At 62.5% G+C, this 17,465-nt stretch carries 15 protein-coding genes and 1 tRNA gene; 8 read left to right on the top strand and 8 right to left on the bottom strand.

Translation table 11 applies throughout. The annotated features are described in order from the left end of the window. Positions 1-50: 50 nt before the first annotated feature. From ILT43_RS16010 to ILT43_RS15995, 4 genes are all read right to left on the bottom strand, one after another. A complete protein-coding gene (locus ILT43_RS16010; RefSeq protein ID WP_204199988.1) occupies positions 51-1,535 on the bottom strand; it encodes a putative bifunctional diguanylate cyclase/phosphodiesterase in 1,485 nt (494 codons plus the stop codon). Positions 1,536-1,597: 62 nt separating this feature from the next. Continuing rightward, positions 1,598-2,122: a response regulator transcription factor gene (locus ILT43_RS16005; RefSeq protein ID WP_204199987.1), complete on the bottom strand. Its 525-nt coding sequence runs from the start codon at positions 2,120-2,122 to the stop codon at positions 1,598-1,600. Further along, the gene (locus ILT43_RS16000) at positions 2,119-4,137 is read right to left on the bottom strand and encodes a response regulator (protein ID WP_204199986.1); all 2,019 of its coding nucleotides are present in this window, start codon (positions 4,135-4,137) and stop codon (positions 2,119-2,121) included. Before ILT43_RS16000 ends, ILT43_RS16005 begins: the two co-directional genes overlap by 4 nt. Beyond that, positions 4,134-5,540, bottom strand: coding sequence for a sensor histidine kinase (locus tag ILT43_RS15995; RefSeq protein WP_204199985.1), 1,407 nt, complete (start codon positions 5,538-5,540; stop codon positions 4,134-4,136). Before ILT43_RS15995 ends, ILT43_RS16000 begins: the two co-directional genes overlap by 4 nt. A 131-nt stretch (positions 5,541-5,671) precedes the next feature. Between ILT43_RS15995 and ILT43_RS15990 the strand changes: the two genes are divergently transcribed. The 4 genes from ILT43_RS15990 (at position 5,672) to ILT43_RS15975 (ending at position 10,364) form a co-directional block, all read left to right on the top strand. After that, on the top strand, positions 5,672-7,087 hold the full coding sequence (locus ILT43_RS15990) for a sensor histidine kinase (RefSeq protein ID WP_204199984.1): 1,416 nt from the start codon (positions 5,672-5,674) through the stop codon (positions 7,085-7,087). A 15-nt stretch (positions 7,088-7,102) separates the two neighbouring features. After that, the gene (locus tag ILT43_RS15985) at positions 7,103-7,480 is read left to right on the top strand and encodes a response regulator (RefSeq protein ID WP_204199983.1); all 378 of its coding nucleotides are present in this window, start codon (positions 7,103-7,105) and stop codon (positions 7,478-7,480) included. A 113-nt stretch (positions 7,481-7,593) separates the two neighbouring features. Continuing rightward, the gene (locus tag ILT43_RS15980; protein ID WP_204199982.1) at positions 7,594-9,018 is read left to right on the top strand and encodes an aminotransferase class I/II-fold pyridoxal phosphate-dependent enzyme; all 1,425 of its coding nucleotides are present in this window, start codon (positions 7,594-7,596) and stop codon (positions 9,016-9,018) included. Positions 9,019-9,080: 62 nt separating this feature from the next. Then, positions 9,081-10,364 (top strand): OmpW/AlkL family protein, encoded by a 1,284-nt coding sequence (locus tag ILT43_RS15975; RefSeq protein WP_204199981.1) that lies wholly within the window; start codon positions 9,081-9,083, stop codon positions 10,362-10,364. A 246-nt stretch (positions 10,365-10,610) separates the two neighbouring features. Here the strand turns inward: ILT43_RS15975 and ILT43_RS15970 are convergent, their stop codons facing one another. Beyond that, positions 10,611-11,510, bottom strand: coding sequence for a peptidylprolyl isomerase (locus ILT43_RS15970; protein WP_204199980.1), 900 nt, complete (start codon positions 11,508-11,510; stop codon positions 10,611-10,613). An 86-nt stretch (positions 11,511-11,596) separates the two neighbouring features. Here ILT43_RS15970 and ILT43_RS15965 point away from each other — a divergent pair. From ILT43_RS15965 to ILT43_RS15955, 3 genes are all read left to right on the top strand, one after another. After that, positions 11,597-11,687, top strand: a tRNA-Ser gene (locus tag ILT43_RS15965). A 143-nt stretch (positions 11,688-11,830) separates the two neighbouring features. Further along, on the top strand, positions 11,831-13,291 hold the full coding sequence (locus ILT43_RS15960; protein ID WP_204199979.1) for a hypothetical protein: 1,461 nt from the start codon (positions 11,831-11,833) through the stop codon (positions 13,289-13,291). A gap of 169 nt (positions 13,292-13,460) precedes the next feature. Continuing rightward, entirely contained in the window at positions 13,461-14,036 is a 576-nt protein-coding gene (locus ILT43_RS15955) for a recombinase family protein (RefSeq protein WP_204199978.1), read from the top strand. Positions 14,037-14,412: 376 nt separating this feature from the next. On the opposite strand, the gene ILT43_RS15950 is transcribed toward ILT43_RS15955, so the two are convergent. Beyond that, the gene (locus ILT43_RS15950) at positions 14,413-14,748 is read right to left on the bottom strand and encodes a hypothetical protein (RefSeq protein WP_204199977.1); all 336 of its coding nucleotides are present in this window, start codon (positions 14,746-14,748) and stop codon (positions 14,413-14,415) included. A 284-nt stretch (positions 14,749-15,032) separates the two neighbouring features. Between ILT43_RS15950 and ILT43_RS15945 the strand changes: the two genes are divergently transcribed. Continuing rightward, complete coding sequence (locus tag ILT43_RS15945) at positions 15,033-15,701, top strand: PEPxxWA-CTERM sorting domain-containing protein (protein WP_204199976.1); 669 nt, start codon at positions 15,033-15,035, stop codon at positions 15,699-15,701. A 387-nt stretch (positions 15,702-16,088) separates the two neighbouring features. Here ILT43_RS15945 and ILT43_RS15940 read toward each other — a convergent pair whose 3' ends face one another. Then, entirely contained in the window at positions 16,089-16,496 is a 408-nt protein-coding gene (locus ILT43_RS15940) for a response regulator (protein ID WP_204199975.1), read from the bottom strand. 423 nt (positions 16,497-16,919) lie between these two features. Next, positions 16,920-17,414: a hypothetical protein gene (locus ILT43_RS15935; protein ID WP_204199974.1), complete on the bottom strand. Its 495-nt coding sequence runs from the start codon at positions 17,412-17,414 to the stop codon at positions 16,920-16,922. Positions 17,415-17,465: the final 51 nt, after the last annotated feature.

Here is a 17,465-nt window from a genome sequence, read left to right as displayed (position 1 = left end):
CCGTCCTTCTACCTCTTGCTGCTCCCAAGGGGAGGGCAGAGGCGCGCCCTCTAAGCCGCCACGGCCCCCGCGTCGCGCATCGCCGGTTGCGGGTTCTGCCACTGGGTCGCGTCATGTCCGGCGCGCCAGATCATCAGGTCGTCGAGCGGCATCGGCATCCCGATCTCATAGCCCTGCAACAGGTCGCAGCCGAGCATCTGGAGCAGCCGTGCCTGCCAGTCGCTCTCGACGCCCTCGACCACGACACGCATGTCGAGGCTGTGGCCGAAGTCGATCATCGAGCGGATGATCTGGTTCGTCTTGCGACGATCACCGACCGATCGCAGGAACGACTTGTCCAGCTTCAGCCCGTCGAGTTCGAAATGCTGGAGATAGCTGAGCGACGAATAGCCGGTGCCGAAATCGTCGAGGTACACCTGCACGCCGAGTTCGCGGAGGCGGTCGACCGACTGGCGGGCGCTATCAAGATTGTCGATCAGGACGCCCTCGGTGATCTCCACCTTCAGCAGTTCGGGCGAGACGCGCGCGGCCAGTAACTGGTCGACGATGCGCGACACGAAATCGGGGTGGCGGAAATAGACGGGTGAGATGTTGACCGCGACCGGCGCGTTCTCCAGCCGGGCGGCGGCGGCGAGCGCGGTCTCGATCGTCCAGTCGGTCAGCGCGACGATCTGGCCGCTCGCCTCCGCCGTCGCAATCAGCGCGAAGGGGCTGACGTCGCGCAGCGCGGCCGATTGCGAGCGGAGCAGGGCCTCCGCGCTTTCGAATGCGCCGGAGCGGGCGTCGACCAAGGGCTGGTAATGGAGCGAGAACTGGTTCTCGATCATCGCGCGCCCGAGTTCGACCCGCACCGAGCTTTCGCGCATCTCGCGCCGGTCCATCGCGTCGTCGAACACGCGGTAGCAGCCCTTGGACGCGGCCTTGGCGGCGTACATGGCGAGATCGGCGCGACGGAGCAACTCGGTGCCGTCGAGCCGTGTCGGATCGCCGATCGCGAGGCCGACGGATGCGCCGACCTCGACCTGGCTCCCACCGAGATCGAAGGGTTCGGCGACGACGGCGACGATCGCCTCCGCATGATCCTCCGCCGACACGTCGGGCCGCCACGCCAGGATCGCCGCGAACTCGTCACCGCCGAGACGCGCCAGCGCGACGGGTGAGGGGATCGTGCGGCGGACGCGCTCCGCGACCTTGCGCAACAGGTCGTCGCCGGCCTTGTGCCCGAGCGTGTCGTTCACGTCCTTGAACCGGTCGAGGTCGAAGAACAGCACGACCAGCATCTCGTGATCGAGCAGCGCGCGATCCTCCAGCGCGGCATGAAACGCCTTGCGGTTCATCAGACCGGTCAGGTGATCGACGTTGAGCAGCGCGCGGAGTTCGGTGTTGCCGGCGAGCAGGGCATGAGCGAAGGACCTGTGGCGGACGGCTTCGCAGCCCAGCGCGACGATCGTCGCCGTCAGCCCCGCCACGGTGCAGGCGCCCGCACCGCCCAGCAGCAGCAGGCCGAGCGAGCCGGCACCGGACGCAGCCGCCATCGACCACCCCAGCGATGACCGCCAGGGCACCGATCGCAACCGTCGGTACGCAGAGCCGAGTCTCACCGGGTGTAACGGCCACCGACCGCCGGCCGGTCGCGGCCCATCGCGGTGAACATCTGACGCGCCTGTTCGCCCAGCCGGCGTTCGGCCTGCTGCTTTTCGGTGGTGACGCTGGCGAGCGCGTCGCGCTGGTCGAGGTGGCTCGACATGCGGGCGCGCAGGATGGCCAGGCTGATCGGTTTCAGCATATAGTCGTTGGCACCTTCGGACATCGCGGTCACCACCGACATCTCCTCGTCGACGGCGGTGCACATGATGACGGGCAGGCGCGTCTTCGGGTGAAGCTCGCGGATCGCGCGGAGCGTTTCCAGCCCGGAAAAGCCGGGCATCATCCAGTCGAGCAGGACGATGTCCGGGCATCGCGCAGAGATGATCGACAGCGCCGCCCGGCCGCTGTCGGCGTGCAGCGTGCCATAGTTCCCGGAACGCAGCGCGCGGTCGAGCAGGATGCGGTTGTCCTCGACATCGTCGACGATCAGGACCTGCTTCTGGGCGCGGATGGAGGTCGGCAGCGGCGCGGTCATGCGGCCAGTTCCTTATGGGCCATGTCTTTGTAGCTGAGGGTCTTCACATCGCGGGCCTTGACGGCCAACTCCTTCAGCGACTGGGCGATCTCGCGGGGGGTGGAGGCGGCTTTCGGGAAGAAGCGATGGCCCGCCGCGGCGAGGCGGCGATGTTCGTCCAGCGTGATGTCGCAGCCGGACACGACGATCAGGGGCACGTCGCGCAAGTCGTCGTCCTTGGCCAGTCGCTGCATCACCTCGAACCCGTTCATCGCGGGCATCGCCAGATCGAGCACGATCGCGTCGGGGCGGATATCCGCGGCCATCGCCAATCCCTGAACGCCGTTGATCGCCCGCCGGGTGGAGAAACCGACCTGTGCGACGCAGCGGGTCAGCAGGTCGGCGGCATCGTCGTCGTCGTCGATCACCAGCACCTCGCCCGACGCGCGCAGGCGATAGACGTCGAGCACGTCGCGCAACTGCGCCTCCGTCACCGGTTTGCGCAGATAGTCGGTCGCGCCGGCACGCAGGCCGCGGGCGCGGTCGTCGTCGATGGTGACGAGGATGGTCGGAATGTGGCCGATGCGCGGATCGCGGCGCAATTCCTCCAGCACGTCATAACCCGTCCGCCCCGGCAGCAGGGCATCGAGCAGGATGAAATCGGGCATGTGCAGCCGCGCCAGATCGAGTGCCGCGTCCGCACTGGTGGTGGACAGGACGCTGTAGCCCATGCGCGACAGCCAGCGCTGCGTCAGGTCGATCGCGGCGGGATCGTCGTCGACCACCAGCGCGGTATGCTCCGCACTCGGCGTTTCGAGGAAGCGGGTGTCCTCCACGCCGGCCGCCGGCACGTCCAGCAGGTCGCGGCGCATCACCGCGTCGCCCATCGGCAGCACCAGCCGGAAGGTGGAGCCGACGCCCGCCACGCTGTCGACGGTGCAGTCGCCGCCCATGATCCGCGCCAGCCGGCGGACGATCGCGAGGCCGAGCCCGGTGCCGCCGAACTGGCGCGTCGAACTGCCGTCGAGTTGCTGGAACGCCTCGAACAGACGCTCGACATGCTCCGGGGGAATGCCGATGCCGGTATCGCGCACGGTAAACGCAATCCACGGCTGGTGATCGCGCTCATGCGCCGCGACGGTCAGCTCGACCTCTCCGCCGCGTGTAAACTTGAATGCGTTGCTGATGAGGTTGGACAGGCACTGACGCACCTTGTCGACATCGCCGATCATGATGCCGACGCCGTCGTCGACCGTCATCGTGAAGCGATTGCCGTTCGGTGGCGCTTCCGTGCCCGCGGTCGCCACCACGGCGGCGACCAGCGCCTTCACGTCGATGACGACGCGACTGACGGTGGTGCGTCCCGCCTCGATCTTCGACAGGTCGAGAATGTCGTTGATCAGCGCCAGCAGCGTGCGGCCGGCATGCTGGATCCGGTCGAGGTCCGCCATCGTCGCGGCATTGCCGACGTCGGCGGCATCCTCGTGCAGCAGCATCGCATAACCGAGGATCGCGTTCAGCGGCGTGCGCAGTTCATGGCTCATCGTCGCGAGGAATTGCGACTTGGCGATATTCTGCTGGTTCGCCTGTTCGCGCGCCTGTTCGAGGGCGCCCATCGTTTCCCGGGCGCGACGCGCGATCTCGCGGATGCGGCGCTTGAGCAGCTTGGTGTCGGCGGTGATTTCGCTGCGCGACAGGGCGTCGCCCCGCTGCCAGTGAAAGGCGGCGAGGTCTTCCGGCTCCAGCTGGCCGACGAGCAGTTCCAGCGGCGTGATCGTGGCGCGTACGATCGACCGCGCGAGCAGCCGCGCGGCGATGACAGCCGCGCCACCACCGATTGCGAGCGCCATCAGCGCCGCGGCGACCGGCCACAACGGCGTCATCGGCTCCGTGAGCAGACCTGCCATGGCACCGGCGATCACCGCCGTCGCCACGACCGCGAGCAGCGCTACCGTCAGCGGCAGGTGGAGCGATCGCCGCGCCGCCTGATACAGGAGGGGCCGGTGGCCGTCGTCGTCGAACATGGCGGGCTTCATGCCGCGATATCCAGCGGCAGGCCGGCAGCGGCGGGAGCCTGCACGCGCACGATCGGGATCTCGATCGTGAAGCTGGTGCCGACCCCGCGTTCGGAGCGCACGTCGATCGTGCCGCCCATCATCCGGCAGAAGCGGCGGGTGAGGGCGAGGCCGAGGCCGGTGCCGCCGAACTTGCTGGCGGTGTCGTTCTCCGCCTGGCTGAAATCCTCGAAGATACGGCGCAGCCCCTCCGGGCTCATGCCGATGCCGTTGTCCGTCACCTCCAGCGTCATCCACTCGCCGCGGTCGGTCGTGCGCGACAGGACGGTCAGCATGATCGTACCCTTGGTGGTGAACTTGGCGGCGTTGCTGAGCAGGTTCAGGAGCGACTGGCGCACCTTCAGCGGATCGAGCTCCATCGTGCCGAGCGGTTGCGGGATGTTGACGATCAGGCGGTTGTCGCGCTTCGCGATCAGTGGCGATGCGGTGGCGGTGACCTCGGTGACGAGGGACGCGACGTCCACCGCCTCCGTCGACAATTCCAGCCGGTTCGATTCGATCGACGACAGGTCGAGCACGGTGTTGACGAGCGCCAGCAGGTGGCGACCCGCGGCGTGGATGCGATCCAGGTCCTGCATCTTGCGGCTGGCGTCGGCGCGATCCTCGAAATTCTCGCGCAGCATCTCGGCATAGCCGATGACGGCGTTCAGCGGCGTGCGCAGTTCGTGGCTCATCTTGGCGAGGAAGATGGACTTGCGCTTGCTGGCGAGTTCCGCCGCCTCCATCGCGGCGCGCACCAGCGTCAGCTTGCTGCGCTGGTCGATCGTCTCCTGTTCCAGACTCAAGCTGATGCGCAGCACCGTCTCGTAGAACAGCGACAGGATCGTCATGTACGCCAGCGCCGCGAGGATCGAGAAGGTATTGGCGAGATGCAGGTCGCGCGCGTCGATCAGCGTCGGAAACTGCCCGTAGGCGAGACGCATGACGAAGAACGCGGCCAACTGCATGGCGATGCCGGTCAGCACGAGTTTGATGGATTCCGACAGGTAGAAGAACCCCAGCACCATCGCGATCAGGAACCACGGCAGCAGGGGCGAGCTGATGCCGCCGAAGTAAAAGGAGCCGAACAGGGACAGGCCGACCAGCATCTGCACGCTGGTCATCGCGGGCAGGCGCATGCTCCCGCTCGCCTTCAGCAACACGGGGATGGCGAGGAAGCCGGCGACCATCGCCTCCGTCACCCAGAACTGCCACGTCTCCCCCGCCGGGGTCCGCGCCAGAAAGAAGGTGACGCTGTGGCCCATCAACGGACCCGCCAGATGCAGCATCACGAAGGTGCGCGCCATCAGCCGGTCGGAGTCGCCTTGCAGCATCGCGGCCGGGATGAACCAGTCAATGGCGCGGTAGAACTGCTTGTGCATCATGCCCCCGGGATCGACATTGGTGATAGCCAACCACCCCTAAAGATTGATGAAGGTCAGGTTTAACCGGGTTTAAGGGGTCCGCCCCTAAGCGGGCTGCATCGACGGCCGCTTTCCCGGAGGATGTACCCGCAATGCAGACGGCGCGCGCCTTGCCCCGCAGCATCAATCCCGGCTTCTCCCTCGCAGCGCTGCTCGACCATTTCATCCCTGCCGAGATGCAGGTGCACGCGGAATCGCATCGCCGCGCGCGCATGTTCATGCTCAGCCACGTGTTCGGCCCGATCCTGGGGAATGCGATCCCGCTGTACCTGGTGGTGGCGGGCATCTGCCGCGATTATCGTGCGACCGTCTTCTTCCTGTCGATCCTGGCGTTCTGGATCTATCCGTTCGTGCTGCGCGCGACGGGGCGGTACCAGTTGCTGGCGTTCCTGTCGGTGCAGAACCTGATCTTCTGCGCGTTGTGGGCGTGTTATTCCTTCGGCGGCGTCAGTTCGCCGTTCCTGCCGTGGATCCTGATCTTTCCCCTGTTGGCGTTCCTGTACCTGCCGCCGGTCGGATGGGTGCGCAACGTGCTGCTGATCCAGATCTTCGGCAACGTCGCCTTCTTCCTCGCGCGCTGTTACGACGGCACGCCGCTGCCGGCGGTGGAGCTGTCCGATTTCCAGGTCATCGGCATGATCTCGATGGCCAGCGTCGCGCTCTATTTCGCGATGATGTCGCTGTATTTCGCCAAGATGTTCCACGAGCAGCGGGAGTTCACGCGCGAGCTGAACTCGCTGGTTTCGACATCCGACAACCTGCGCAACCTGACCGCCGCCGCCAATCAGGCGAGCACGGCGAAAGCCGATTTCGTCGCGGGGATGAGCCACGAGCTGCGCACGCCGCTGAACGCGATCATCGGGTACAGCCAGCTGCTGCTCGAAGAGGCGGAGGACGAGGACGACGACGATACCGTCGCCGATCTCGGCCATGTCCACCGGGCCGGGTCCGACCTGCTGCGACTGATCGACGACATCCTGGCCTATTCCCGCATCGAGGCGGGCAAGATGCCCGTCAACCCGGCGATCGGCTCGGTCGGCGCGCGCATGCCGATCTGGCTGCGCGACCTGGGCGATCGCGTCCGCGGCTACACCGTGGAGGTGCTGCCGAGCGGGGCGCTGGCGACGGAATGGTCGATGGACTGGACCGCGACGGGTTCCGCCGTCCGGCACCTCGTCACCGGTATCGCTGTGCAGCACGGCGCGGGCGCCCTGACGATCGACTGCCGGACGCTGGAGGGTGGCGGCCTGTCCTTCACCTTCATCGACACCGCCCCGAACGGTCGCGCGCGCGCGGTGCCGATCATCCACGAGATGTTCGAACATGGCGACGATGCCTCGCCGACCAAATACGGAGGCACCGGGATCGAGATCGCGCTGGCGTACAAGCTGGCGCAGCTGCTCGGCGGATCGATCGGCACGGTGCATCTGGCCGACGGCCGGCCGGCCACGGTGCTGACCCTGCCCGAACTGACCTCCGCCGCGCCCGCGCTCCCCTTCGCCGCCTGACACCGGATTTCCGATATGACCCACATTCTGATCGTCGAAGACAATGAATTGAACCGCGACATGCTGCAACGCCGGCTGGAGCGGAAAGGCTATGCGGTGTCGTGTGCGGTCGATGGGCCGCAGGGGATCGCGATGGCGACGACGACCCGGCCCGACATCATCCTGATGGACGTCGCACTCGGCGATATGGACGGGTGGGAGGCGACGATGGCGATCCACGCCGATCCGCGCAGTGCCACGATCCCGGTGATCGCCCTGACCGCGCACGCGCTGGAGAGCGACCGGCTGCGCAGCATCGAAGCGGGCTGCGTCGATTTCGAGACCAAGCCGGTGTCGCTGCCCGACCTGATCGCCAAGATCGAGCAGCATGCCACCGTGCGCAACGCCGCGTAAATGTTCGCAAATCGTCGAGTTACCGGATCTTTAACCAGGTCCGCTCGCCGATGCTTATGGGTTGCGAAACTATCCCGGATCAGTTCCCGACCCGATCCCATACGAGGCCAATCATGACCACGGATACGCCGCAGTTCGGCGCCCTCGCTGGCAGCATGCGCGATTTTCGCTACCTGCCCGGTGCCGACCTGCTGGCCCGCGTCGATGCTTTCTACCAGTGGCAGGAGACGCGCCGGGCGGCGGGTGTCTGGCCGCTTGGGCGCTCGACGGAGCAGGGCGCGTTCAGCCGCTGCACCGCGCGCACCGACGAGGGCGAGCTGTTCGACGGCGTCAACTTCGCGAGCCAGGACTATCTCAGCCTGAACTCGCACGACGGGGTGCTGGAAACCGCGATCGCAACGATGCGCGCGTTCGGCGTGCACAGCGCCGGATCGCCCGCCCTGGTCGGCAACACGTCGCTGTCGATCGCGCTCGAACGCAAGATCGGCGACTTCCTCGGCTACGACCATGTCGCGCTGTTCCCGACCGGCTGGGCCGCGGGCTTCGGCGTCATCAAGGGGCTGGTGCGGCCGAACGATCATATCGTCATGGACGCGCTGAGCCATGCCTGTCTTCAGGAAGGCGCACAGGCGGCGACGCGCAACATCCACCTGTTCCGTCACAATCAGGTCGAGGCGGCGCGCGCCAAGCTGGCGAAGATCCGCAGCACCGATACGGAAAACGGTATCCTGCTGGTGACCGAGAGCCTGTTCTCGATGGACTCGGATACGCCAGACATTCGCGCGTTGCAGGCACTGGCGCACGAATACGGCGCGACGTTGGTCGTCGATGTCGCGCACGACCTGGGCAATCTCGGCCCCACCGGGCGTGGGTTCATCGAGGCGCAGGGCATGCTCGGCAAGGTCGACGTGGTGATGGGCAGCTTCTCCAAGACCTTCGCGTCGAACGGCGGTTTCGTCGCCGCGCGGGGCCGCGGCGTGAAGGAGTATATGCGCTATTACAGCTCGCCCAACACCTTCTCCAACGCGATGTCGCCCGCCAACGCGGCGATCGTCGGCAAGGCGTTCGATATCGTCGCGTCGGAAGAGGGCGCGGTGCTGCGGCGCAAGTTGATGGACAACATCCTGATGTTGCGCAGCCTGCTGCAGGGCTGCGGGCTGGAGGTTTATGGCGATCCGTCCGCGATCGTGTGCGTGAAGATGGGCAGCGAGGCGCTGGCGCGGCTCGTCAGCCGTCGCCTGCCGTCGCTCGGGATGCTCGCCAACCTGGTCGAGTTCCCGGCGGTGCCCAAGGGGCAGGCACGGTTCCGGTTGCAGGTGATGGCGCGCCACAGCCAGCACGACATCATCGACGCGGTGCACCGCCTGTCGACCGCGGTCGCCGATGCCACCGACGATATGAATGCGCTGGAAACCGGGGCGGCGACGATCGAGACGCTGGAACGGGATCGGCCCGTCGTCCGCCGGACGGTGGTGGAGCCGGAGGCGCCGTGTGCCCGGGCCAGACGGGGCGGTGGGCGCGGTTCGCTCGCCGCCTGAGGGTTTACGTCGTGTTTACTGCGGGTTGCTACAGGTTAGCCCGCGAAAGGAACCTCCCTGCCATGAAGATGAACATCGCCGCGTTGATGTCGGCCAGCCTGTTGGGCATGATCGCCGCGTCTCCGGTCGTCGCGCAGGAGGCCGGTGACGCCTATGTCCGCGTCGCCGCCGCGCGGACCAAGCTGGTCGACAAGGGCGACGTGAAGACCAACGGCGTGCTCGATCCCGCCGCCGGCTACTCCACGCGCGAGACGTTCCACGGCGTCGTCACGGGCGGCTATTACATCGCCAACTCCATCGCGGTGGAGGCATCGATCTCCACCCCCGCGACGACCGACAATCTGCCGGCGGGATCGCTGCTGGGCACCCCGAACCTGGGCGACGACGAGTTCACGATGGCGACGCTGGGCGTCAGCCTGCATCCCTTTCGCGGCAAGTTCCAACCCTATGTCGGCGGCGGCATCATCCGCCACTTCACCACGCAGGAGCGGGACGGGCTCGGCGTCGGGCTGAACATTCCCAACGCCTACGGACCCTATGTCCATGCCGGCGTCGACGTCGCGATGTCGCGGACTTGGGGGCTGTTCGCTGACGTGCGCAAGGCGTTCTACCACACCAACGCCACCGGCCTGCTGCCGCTGGATGCGACCTATACGCAGTTCGCCAGCGTCGATGCGAAGGCGGAACTCGATCCGCTGACGATCCAGCTCGGCGTGGTCGCGCGCTTCGGTCGCGGCGGCGCGGCGGAGAGCGACACACGGATCGAGACCGACACCACCAAGTGGGTGCTGCGCGGCGGCCTCACCAGCCTGACGCTGGCGGACAAGGTCGCCCTGTCGGTAGGGGGAGCGGTCTATCCGGGCGCCGGCCTGTCGACGTACGAGCATCAGACGCCGTCGATCCAGATCGGCCGTTACCTGACGCAGAACATCGCAGTGAACGCAACATTGGGCTTTCCGCCGACGATCGACATCCGTGGTGCGGGCAGCATCGGCGCGCTGCCGAAGCTGGGCGAGGTGACCTACGGCCCGACGATGCTGACGGTGCAATATCACCCGACGCGCAGCGGCCGCATCCGCCCCTATGTCGGCATCGGCGCCAGCTACATGATCGTGTTCGACACCAAGGACGGCGCGTTCCGGAACCTGAAGGTCGACAACGATCTGGGCTGGGCGTTCGAAGCGGGCACCGACATCATGGTCAGCCAGAACTGGGGCATCTTCGCCGACGTGAAAAAGGCGCTGCTGCGGCCGAACGCCTATGGCAGCTTCGGCGGCGCGCCGGTGGTCGGCCGTACCCGGCTGGACCCCTGGGCGTTCTCCGGCGGCGCGGCCTTTCACTTCTGATCCGAACGGGGGCGTAGCGTGTGTCGGCGATTGTCGATCCGGCAGCCGTTGCGTCCGATATCGGCCTGTGCTGGCGCCTCTCGACGCCGATGCTGCGAAGCCCGGCGACGATAGCGGCTACGCGGTGTTCGGCCGGGTCGTGGACGGCATCAACGCGGTTCGCCGGATCTGGGACGCGCTACTCTCCGCAGGCCGCGGCATGGGCGCGTCCAGCAGGGCATACGCTCGCCGCGCCGGTGCGTATCGTCAGCGTGCGGCACCTGAAATAGCGCCGGACGCCGCCGGCGCGCGGCGCACCGGCGGCAGCGCGTTGCAGATGTCGGCGCCGCCCGCGGGGACGACGAAGAACGGCGGTTGACGGTTCTCGCGCGCCGTGATCCAGGCAGCGAAGCGGGCATTGTCCGTCGCCCGATACTGGAAATGCGGACGTTCCGCGGCGGGCAGGTCGCTCGCCAGCCGCACGGACACGATCGCGACGGGCGTCTCCGCGGGCGCCTTGTAGAAACCCAGATCACCGGTGCCGCGCGGCAGGGCGGACAGCCGCTCGATTCCCTCCACGACGCGGCCGACGACGGCGATGTTGCGGTCGAGCGCGCGGGGGCCGTGGCCGATCACCGCGTACAGATCGCCGCCGCTGCCCGTACTCGGCGCCAGGTCGCGCGCGACACCGACCATGCCATAACAATGCGGCAGCCATTGAACCGTGCCGCTGCCTGCCAATGGCCAGCCGTCGCGGGTATAGCCGCCCCATTCGGCATAGGGATCACGCCGCGTGAGCTTCGCGACGGGGGCCGCGCCCTGCCACTCATATTCGGCGGGCGGGTTCGCATCGACATCCGTGGGCAGCGGCTTTTTCTCGGTCACGTCGCCCCATTGCGCGACGTAATTGTCCTGCACGCGGTAGACGCTGCCGCCGGTGTCCCACCATTTCGCCTTTGCAAGCTTGCGGATGTTCGCGACGTGCCGGGGCGTCTGCGCCGCCGCCAACCGCATGACGACGGTGCCGCCGCCGGCCAGCGTCATCACCAGGATCTGATCGTCAGGAATGGCGACCCAATCCGCCGGCAGTGCATCCGACGCGGCGGGTGTGGCGAGCGGGGTGGCGGAAGCGGCCTGCACGGCGGCAAAGATGAGGATCGACAGCATATCGTCAGCCTGCCCGAGCATCGCGATGCAAGCAACCGCTTGCGCCCACGCGCCACCCGTCCTATCGGCCCCCTTCCAGGACATGCGGAGCGGTGGCCGAGTGGTCGAAGGCGCTCGCCTGGAAAGTGAGTATACGCCAAAAGCGTATCGAGGGTTCGAATCCCTCCCGCTCCGCCACTTACTGCCGAAACATCTTGAAAAAGCACCATTTTTTGAGATGATTCGCGGGTTGACCAACAAGCCGCCCAACATCCGTTCGAACTAGCTTGCGGAATTCGCCAACGAACCTAGCCTGATCCGCAGGTGACGAGGGACGCACGATGCACGACACAAATGGGAAACCACCGACTTACTTCTGTGTCTTGCAGTCGGAGGAAGCGTTGATTCCAGAGGCGTTCCAAATTGGAAGCGACCTTGCCAAGCTGCGTACTTGGGCCGATGCTGGGGGCAAGGAGGCTATAGACCGAGAGAAGAACTCCGAAGAAGTAATTTCGCCATCTGGCGACCATGTACTCGGACGGTTACTAAAAAAGATTGCAGATAGTAGTCATCATCAATACGATATGGTGATGCTGATGACAGCAATAAAGTCGCACTTTCCGCAAGCTATGGCGAAGTATGAGATCGTAGATAAATCATTGGCTGGTGCGTTAGTCGCTGTTCAGACGGATAACTACAAAATATACTCTCTGAACGAGGCGCAAACATCTGATGTTGTTAAAGGTGTGTCGCAACTCGTAAAAACAACCAAAGGCCTCGATCAGTTACCAGATGCGATTTTGTTGAGCATTGTTGCCACCTTCGACAGTCAAATGTCGGAAACAGTACGGACAATGTTGACCGTGAAATCTGACAAGCTGCGATCTGGCCAGCGTCAGGTCTCTCTATCAAGCATCATGAATGCTTCTTCCTTGCAGGAAATCATAGATGAGGCTGTAGCTGATGAGGTTTATCAATTCTCTAGGTTTGGCCATGATGAGCAGGTAAAGTATATTGAAGAGAACTTTGATATCGAGATAAGAAAATCTTGGAAAAGATGGCCAGACTTGATTGAAGTATTTGAAACGCGAAACCTTGTTGCTCATGGTGAAGGTACTTATACTGCTAGATACGTGTCGATATGCACGAAGCATAACCACAAAGGTTCAGATAAAGTACTAGGAAAGCAAATCGAAATTACCCCGAGGTATCTTCGGCAAAGCCTTAACACGTTATTTGAATTCTCGGTTCTTCTTGTTTTCAGTCTCTGGCGCAAGCATCAGTCGGATGATGAAAGTGAGGCGTTCGCGGCCCTAAATGAAGTAGTTTATGAATTGATAGCTGTAGGTAGAGGGAGCGTTGCTATATTCATAAGCGAGTATGCTCTTAGCTTGAAAAATACAGCTATGAAGGAAGCAACACGGCTACGTTTTGTGGTCAATCTTGCAAGCGCGCAAATGCACATGAAGAAGGAAGATTTGGCTGAAAGGACCTTGGACAAGGTGGATTGGACTGCTGCCGCTGATGATTTTAAATTGTGCGTTGCCGCTTTACGAAAAGATATAAATGAAGTTGTGCGCTTAATTCCGCTAGTCAAGGCTTCAAGAAGCGTATTTGCTGATAGCTTTAGGACGTGGCCAGTTTTCAGTTTTATCAAAGAAGATCGGAAATTTCAGGAAGCCTTCGAAGATGCATTTGGGGAGCCTTACACTAGAAAGACAAATCAGGTGATAGTTGATGCTTCTGCTGAAATTGGGGATGTAGACGCTACATTCGGCAAACGTGCGCTGATCACTCACTAGCGTATGAGCGGTTGGGAATCACCGATAGGGTCTTTTAAAGGTCGTCGGATCAGTAGTTGTAGGTTTTGATGGAGCCTAAAAATGGGCTTCTTCTTACCTCAAAAGGTACGTTGACTCCATTCTGACTACATCACATAGTTACAGGGTAACTAGTGAGTGAGTCGAAGCTATGTCCCGCATCGCCTACTACCGCGTGTCCACTGTAGATCAGAGCATTGAAGCCCAACGCCATGCCCTAGGCGGTGCCTTCGATCGCGAGTTCATCGATGAGGCTGTTAGCGGGGCGACGCTTGCCTGTGACCGCCCCGGCTTCTCTGCCCTGCTGGATTATGTCCGCGAAGGCGATACCCTGTACGTCTACGCTATCGATCGGCTAGGTCGCGATGCCCTCGACGTTCAGACTGTAATCCGCCAGCTAATCCATAAGGGCGTGACGGTGGACGTTAGAGGCCTTGGACCCATCGCTAAGGGCATTGGGGAGGTCATTGTAGCGGTTCTAGCCCAGATGGCGGACCTAGAGCGTAACCGGATCAGAGAGCGCTGCGAGGCAGGTCGGGCGGCGGCTAAGGCCTCTCTAGCAGCTACGGGCATGACGCATAGGGGCAAGAAGAGCCTTGGAAGGCCAGAGGCTGGCGATCGGGCGGCTATCGTTGCGTGGCGTAAGGAGAACAAGGCGACGATCGCAGCGACGGCGGCGCACTGGAAGGTCTCTGCGGCAACGGTAACGCGATATTGCTCGCGGTAGTGTCACCGAGCAACGAAGCTACAGCAAGCTTCCGCTAAACCCGCGCTTGATCCCTTGAAGGACGATGCAATCTGCTGTTCCAAGTCGCCGTTGCGACCTGCCGTTGCACATCGTATAATGTTGCTCAAGGATCGGTCAGGCGTCTCGGAAAAGGGGAAGCGCGCCGCCTGACCGGTCATACAAAAGTCCAACCAGAGGGCGCTTAAGCCGGGGGGGCAGGGGGAACCGCTGGTCGGATAGAAACCGAACGCGTTCCCCGCCGCGCTCGTCTAACCATAGAATACGACGCAGTCATGTCAATGCTGTCCGGTGGAACACCGGTAGTATCGCGTTTTTGAGTTTCGAGCGCTTGTCGGTCTCGCTGCCGGATACGCAATCACGCGGGTAGCGCGGCGAAGTCGAGATATTCCGACAACCTCGCCATAGCTGCCTCCGTCAGATTTACGTCGTCACCGGCGACGCGTGGCGTGACTTGTCCGTCTTTTGCCAGCCGGTACAGCCACAACTGTCCGTCACGGGGTGAAGCCCCGGACAGCTTGATCAGGTGCGCCTCTGTCATAGTCCGGCCTTCGCACCGGGCGACGAACAGGTGGAGCATCATCGTCCAAGCGGGTTCACGCAGAAGCTTGCTCTTGAAAATATCGTTCCGTACCGACGCTTTAAGGAGGATGCGGTGGGCAGCTTGCAGTCTCGCAGGGTCAGTAGTCATCATCGCGCAGAACCAGACAGCGTGTCATCCAGCAATATGATGATGCCGCCGTTAAAAAGTGCCTCTGACCCACCTGTCCCATTTCGGGAAATAGGTGGCAGTGTTGGCGCTTGTCGAGCCTCGCCTTGCGCCGTGGAAATTGACAAACTGGCTCCGCCGTCTGCTGGTGGCTGTACGAAATCGGCACAGAGCCTGAAAACGCCACAAAAAAGCACCGTTGCCGAATCTGTTAATCTACTGGAAAGGAAACCCAAGGCGGCGACAGTGCCGAAACTTGGAGGGGTAATATGAAGAAGTTGATCATTGCAGCCGCAGCCATTGCGACGATCGCGTCAGTTCCTGCCGCAGCACGCACGTATTCGCTTGCTGGCGACTTCGGCAATCCCGTTTTCCAGTACGGCACGGTTACCAACGGCGGAGCGGGCAACACCTTCACCACCTTCGCACCTTCCGACTGTTCCGATATCAACGTCAGCACGCTCTGCTATCGCGGGACCGACAAGTTTCAGGTCCTGTTCCAGCGCGACGCCGCCAATGTGTTGGTCCACCCCGGCCCGGAAGATGGTCAGAATTCGTTTCTGATGTTCGTTGCGCCTCGTACGGGCACTTACACCTACGACGTTACCGTCAACCGTGGTGACAGCGGTGACGGCGTGAACCTGTTCACGTTCAACAGCCTCGACGGCACGAAGCCGTTGATTGCTACGATCAACGCCGGAAATCCGACCTACACCTTCCAGTACAGCCAGTTCCTGACGGCTGGTCAGAAGGTCGGTCTGGGCATTGATCGCGGAGGTCCGAACAACAGCTACTTCAATGACTCGACCACGTTCAGCGGCACCATTTCGGGTGCGGTCCCAGAACCCGCTACTTGGGCAATGATGATCGGTGGCATCGGTATGGTCGGTGGCGCGATGCGCCGCCGCCGGGTCAGCACGAAGGTTTCCTTCGCCTAACCGCTCCCCAGCGGGATCGATAAGCCGTCAGTCGAAAGTCTGACGGCTTTTCTATGTCTACCCAGCTAGCGGGTGGACCGACTTGGCGAGTGGAGGTTCACGTCGGGGGACGCGTCAAGGGTGTCGCCAAGTCGGCCATTGGAGAGGCGACCACCCTGCGCCGCCTCTCAACAATTAACGGCGGGTAAGCCCGATGGTTCAGCCTTTTCGACGGTCAAAACGGCTTCATGTATCGATCGTTTCGGCTCTTAAAGAGTGCTGAATGGCCGACGCGTGTCTACTACGAAAGATTGGGCGCACTGTAATCGACGCGACGTCGCTATGGCAGTTTCAAGAGTTATTAGCCTTGGCCTTACCTCCGAGATAGATCGCAGTGCAGCGATTTAGCTAAACAGCCTTCTTTAAAGGCTCTGGCTTCTTCCCGTCCGGTAACTTTTCAGCCAAATGGCTAACAACGGAATGCTCGCTAAAGGGCTTGTTTATAAAAGTAGCCTTAGGAGGCATATCCCCGGGACCCGGTGTAACCCTTCCACTTGCGATCACAATCTCAACGTGAGGATAAGACTCTTCTACGTGGCGCGCTAGCGCAAAGCCGTTTGTTTCTCCCGGCATATCTACGTCACTGAACAGGAGGATCACGTTCTCGGTGTATTCAGCCAGTAGCCTCTTGGCTTCATCGCCGTTAATTGCTTCAAGCGTTCTAAACCCTGCATCCTCTAAGATGGCACTTGCGTGCATCAGGATCATCGGCTCGTCGTCTACGACAAGAGCGAACGGAATATTTGAGGCTTCCATTCCGTCTAAACATGCCGGTAGCGCTAACGTTGCTCCGATTATTCATTTTCGTCACGGCGGCTGATCCAAATCAAGACGTTTGTGACGTGCTATTTATGGTGATCCAAGAGGCATTCGGCTGTACAGCCCGATTCGGCCATATTGCGCAAATTCTTGGTCGAGGATCGCTCCGTGGCTCACTACCGATTATACTTCCTAGGAGCCGACGATCGTGTCTCCCGTAGGGTCGATCTAGATTGCCCGGACGACGCGTCGGCGATCGAGGTTGTGGGCCAGCATAAGCACCTACATCCGGCGAATAGCTGGCGTACGCAGTGGCGTACCGCACGCACCGCAAGGTATGGATCAGAGCGAATGGGACAGCACCGTGGATGACAGGGAGCGGCGGCGCTTGGTTCGACAGGCTAGAGGGTAGGCAACGCCTCAATGTCGCGCGCAAGCAACCTGTCCGGTCAGGTAGTCGCCCATTGCCAGCGCGTCAGATAAATTCCCGTCATCGCCAGCGGTTACATAATTCCTCGTCATCGGACTGATCGCGCCGGTGCCTACGCGTGTGTCGAAGTAGAAGTCAGAGAAGCCAACATAGCCTCCAAAGGCATTCCTACCGTTTACTTCTCCACGTATACAGTGGCCAATCGAGACCACATTTTGAAATTGTGCTGACGAGGGATCGCGCATCAACGATGCAATGTAGCGTTTAGCAGGGGAAGTCAGGGAGGATGACGTGCCATCCATCTTCGCTCTGCCAGTTTCGGCTGCCCAGTACATGAGGCCACCAATGACGGCTAAGCCAAGGCAAGTGATTACAGCCCACAATGCGGATGATCCTTCGGGACACAGGCCGCTGTTCTTAGGCTTGCTAAGCCAAGGATTAACGCTTTGGTCTTCTTTAACATTGGATGATGCGGTGTTGTTCACGATGGTCTCCCCTGTAGAGGGGCGGCCCGGCGGTGAGCCGGGAGTTCAGAA

The organism is Sphingomonas longa (assembly GCF_016892685.1).
GTDB lineage: Bacteria > Pseudomonadota > Alphaproteobacteria > Sphingomonadales > Sphingomonadaceae > Sphingomonas > Sphingomonas longa.
Note: the sequence above shows the minus strand (reverse complement) of the source record. Positions and strands in the feature narration are given on the sequence as shown.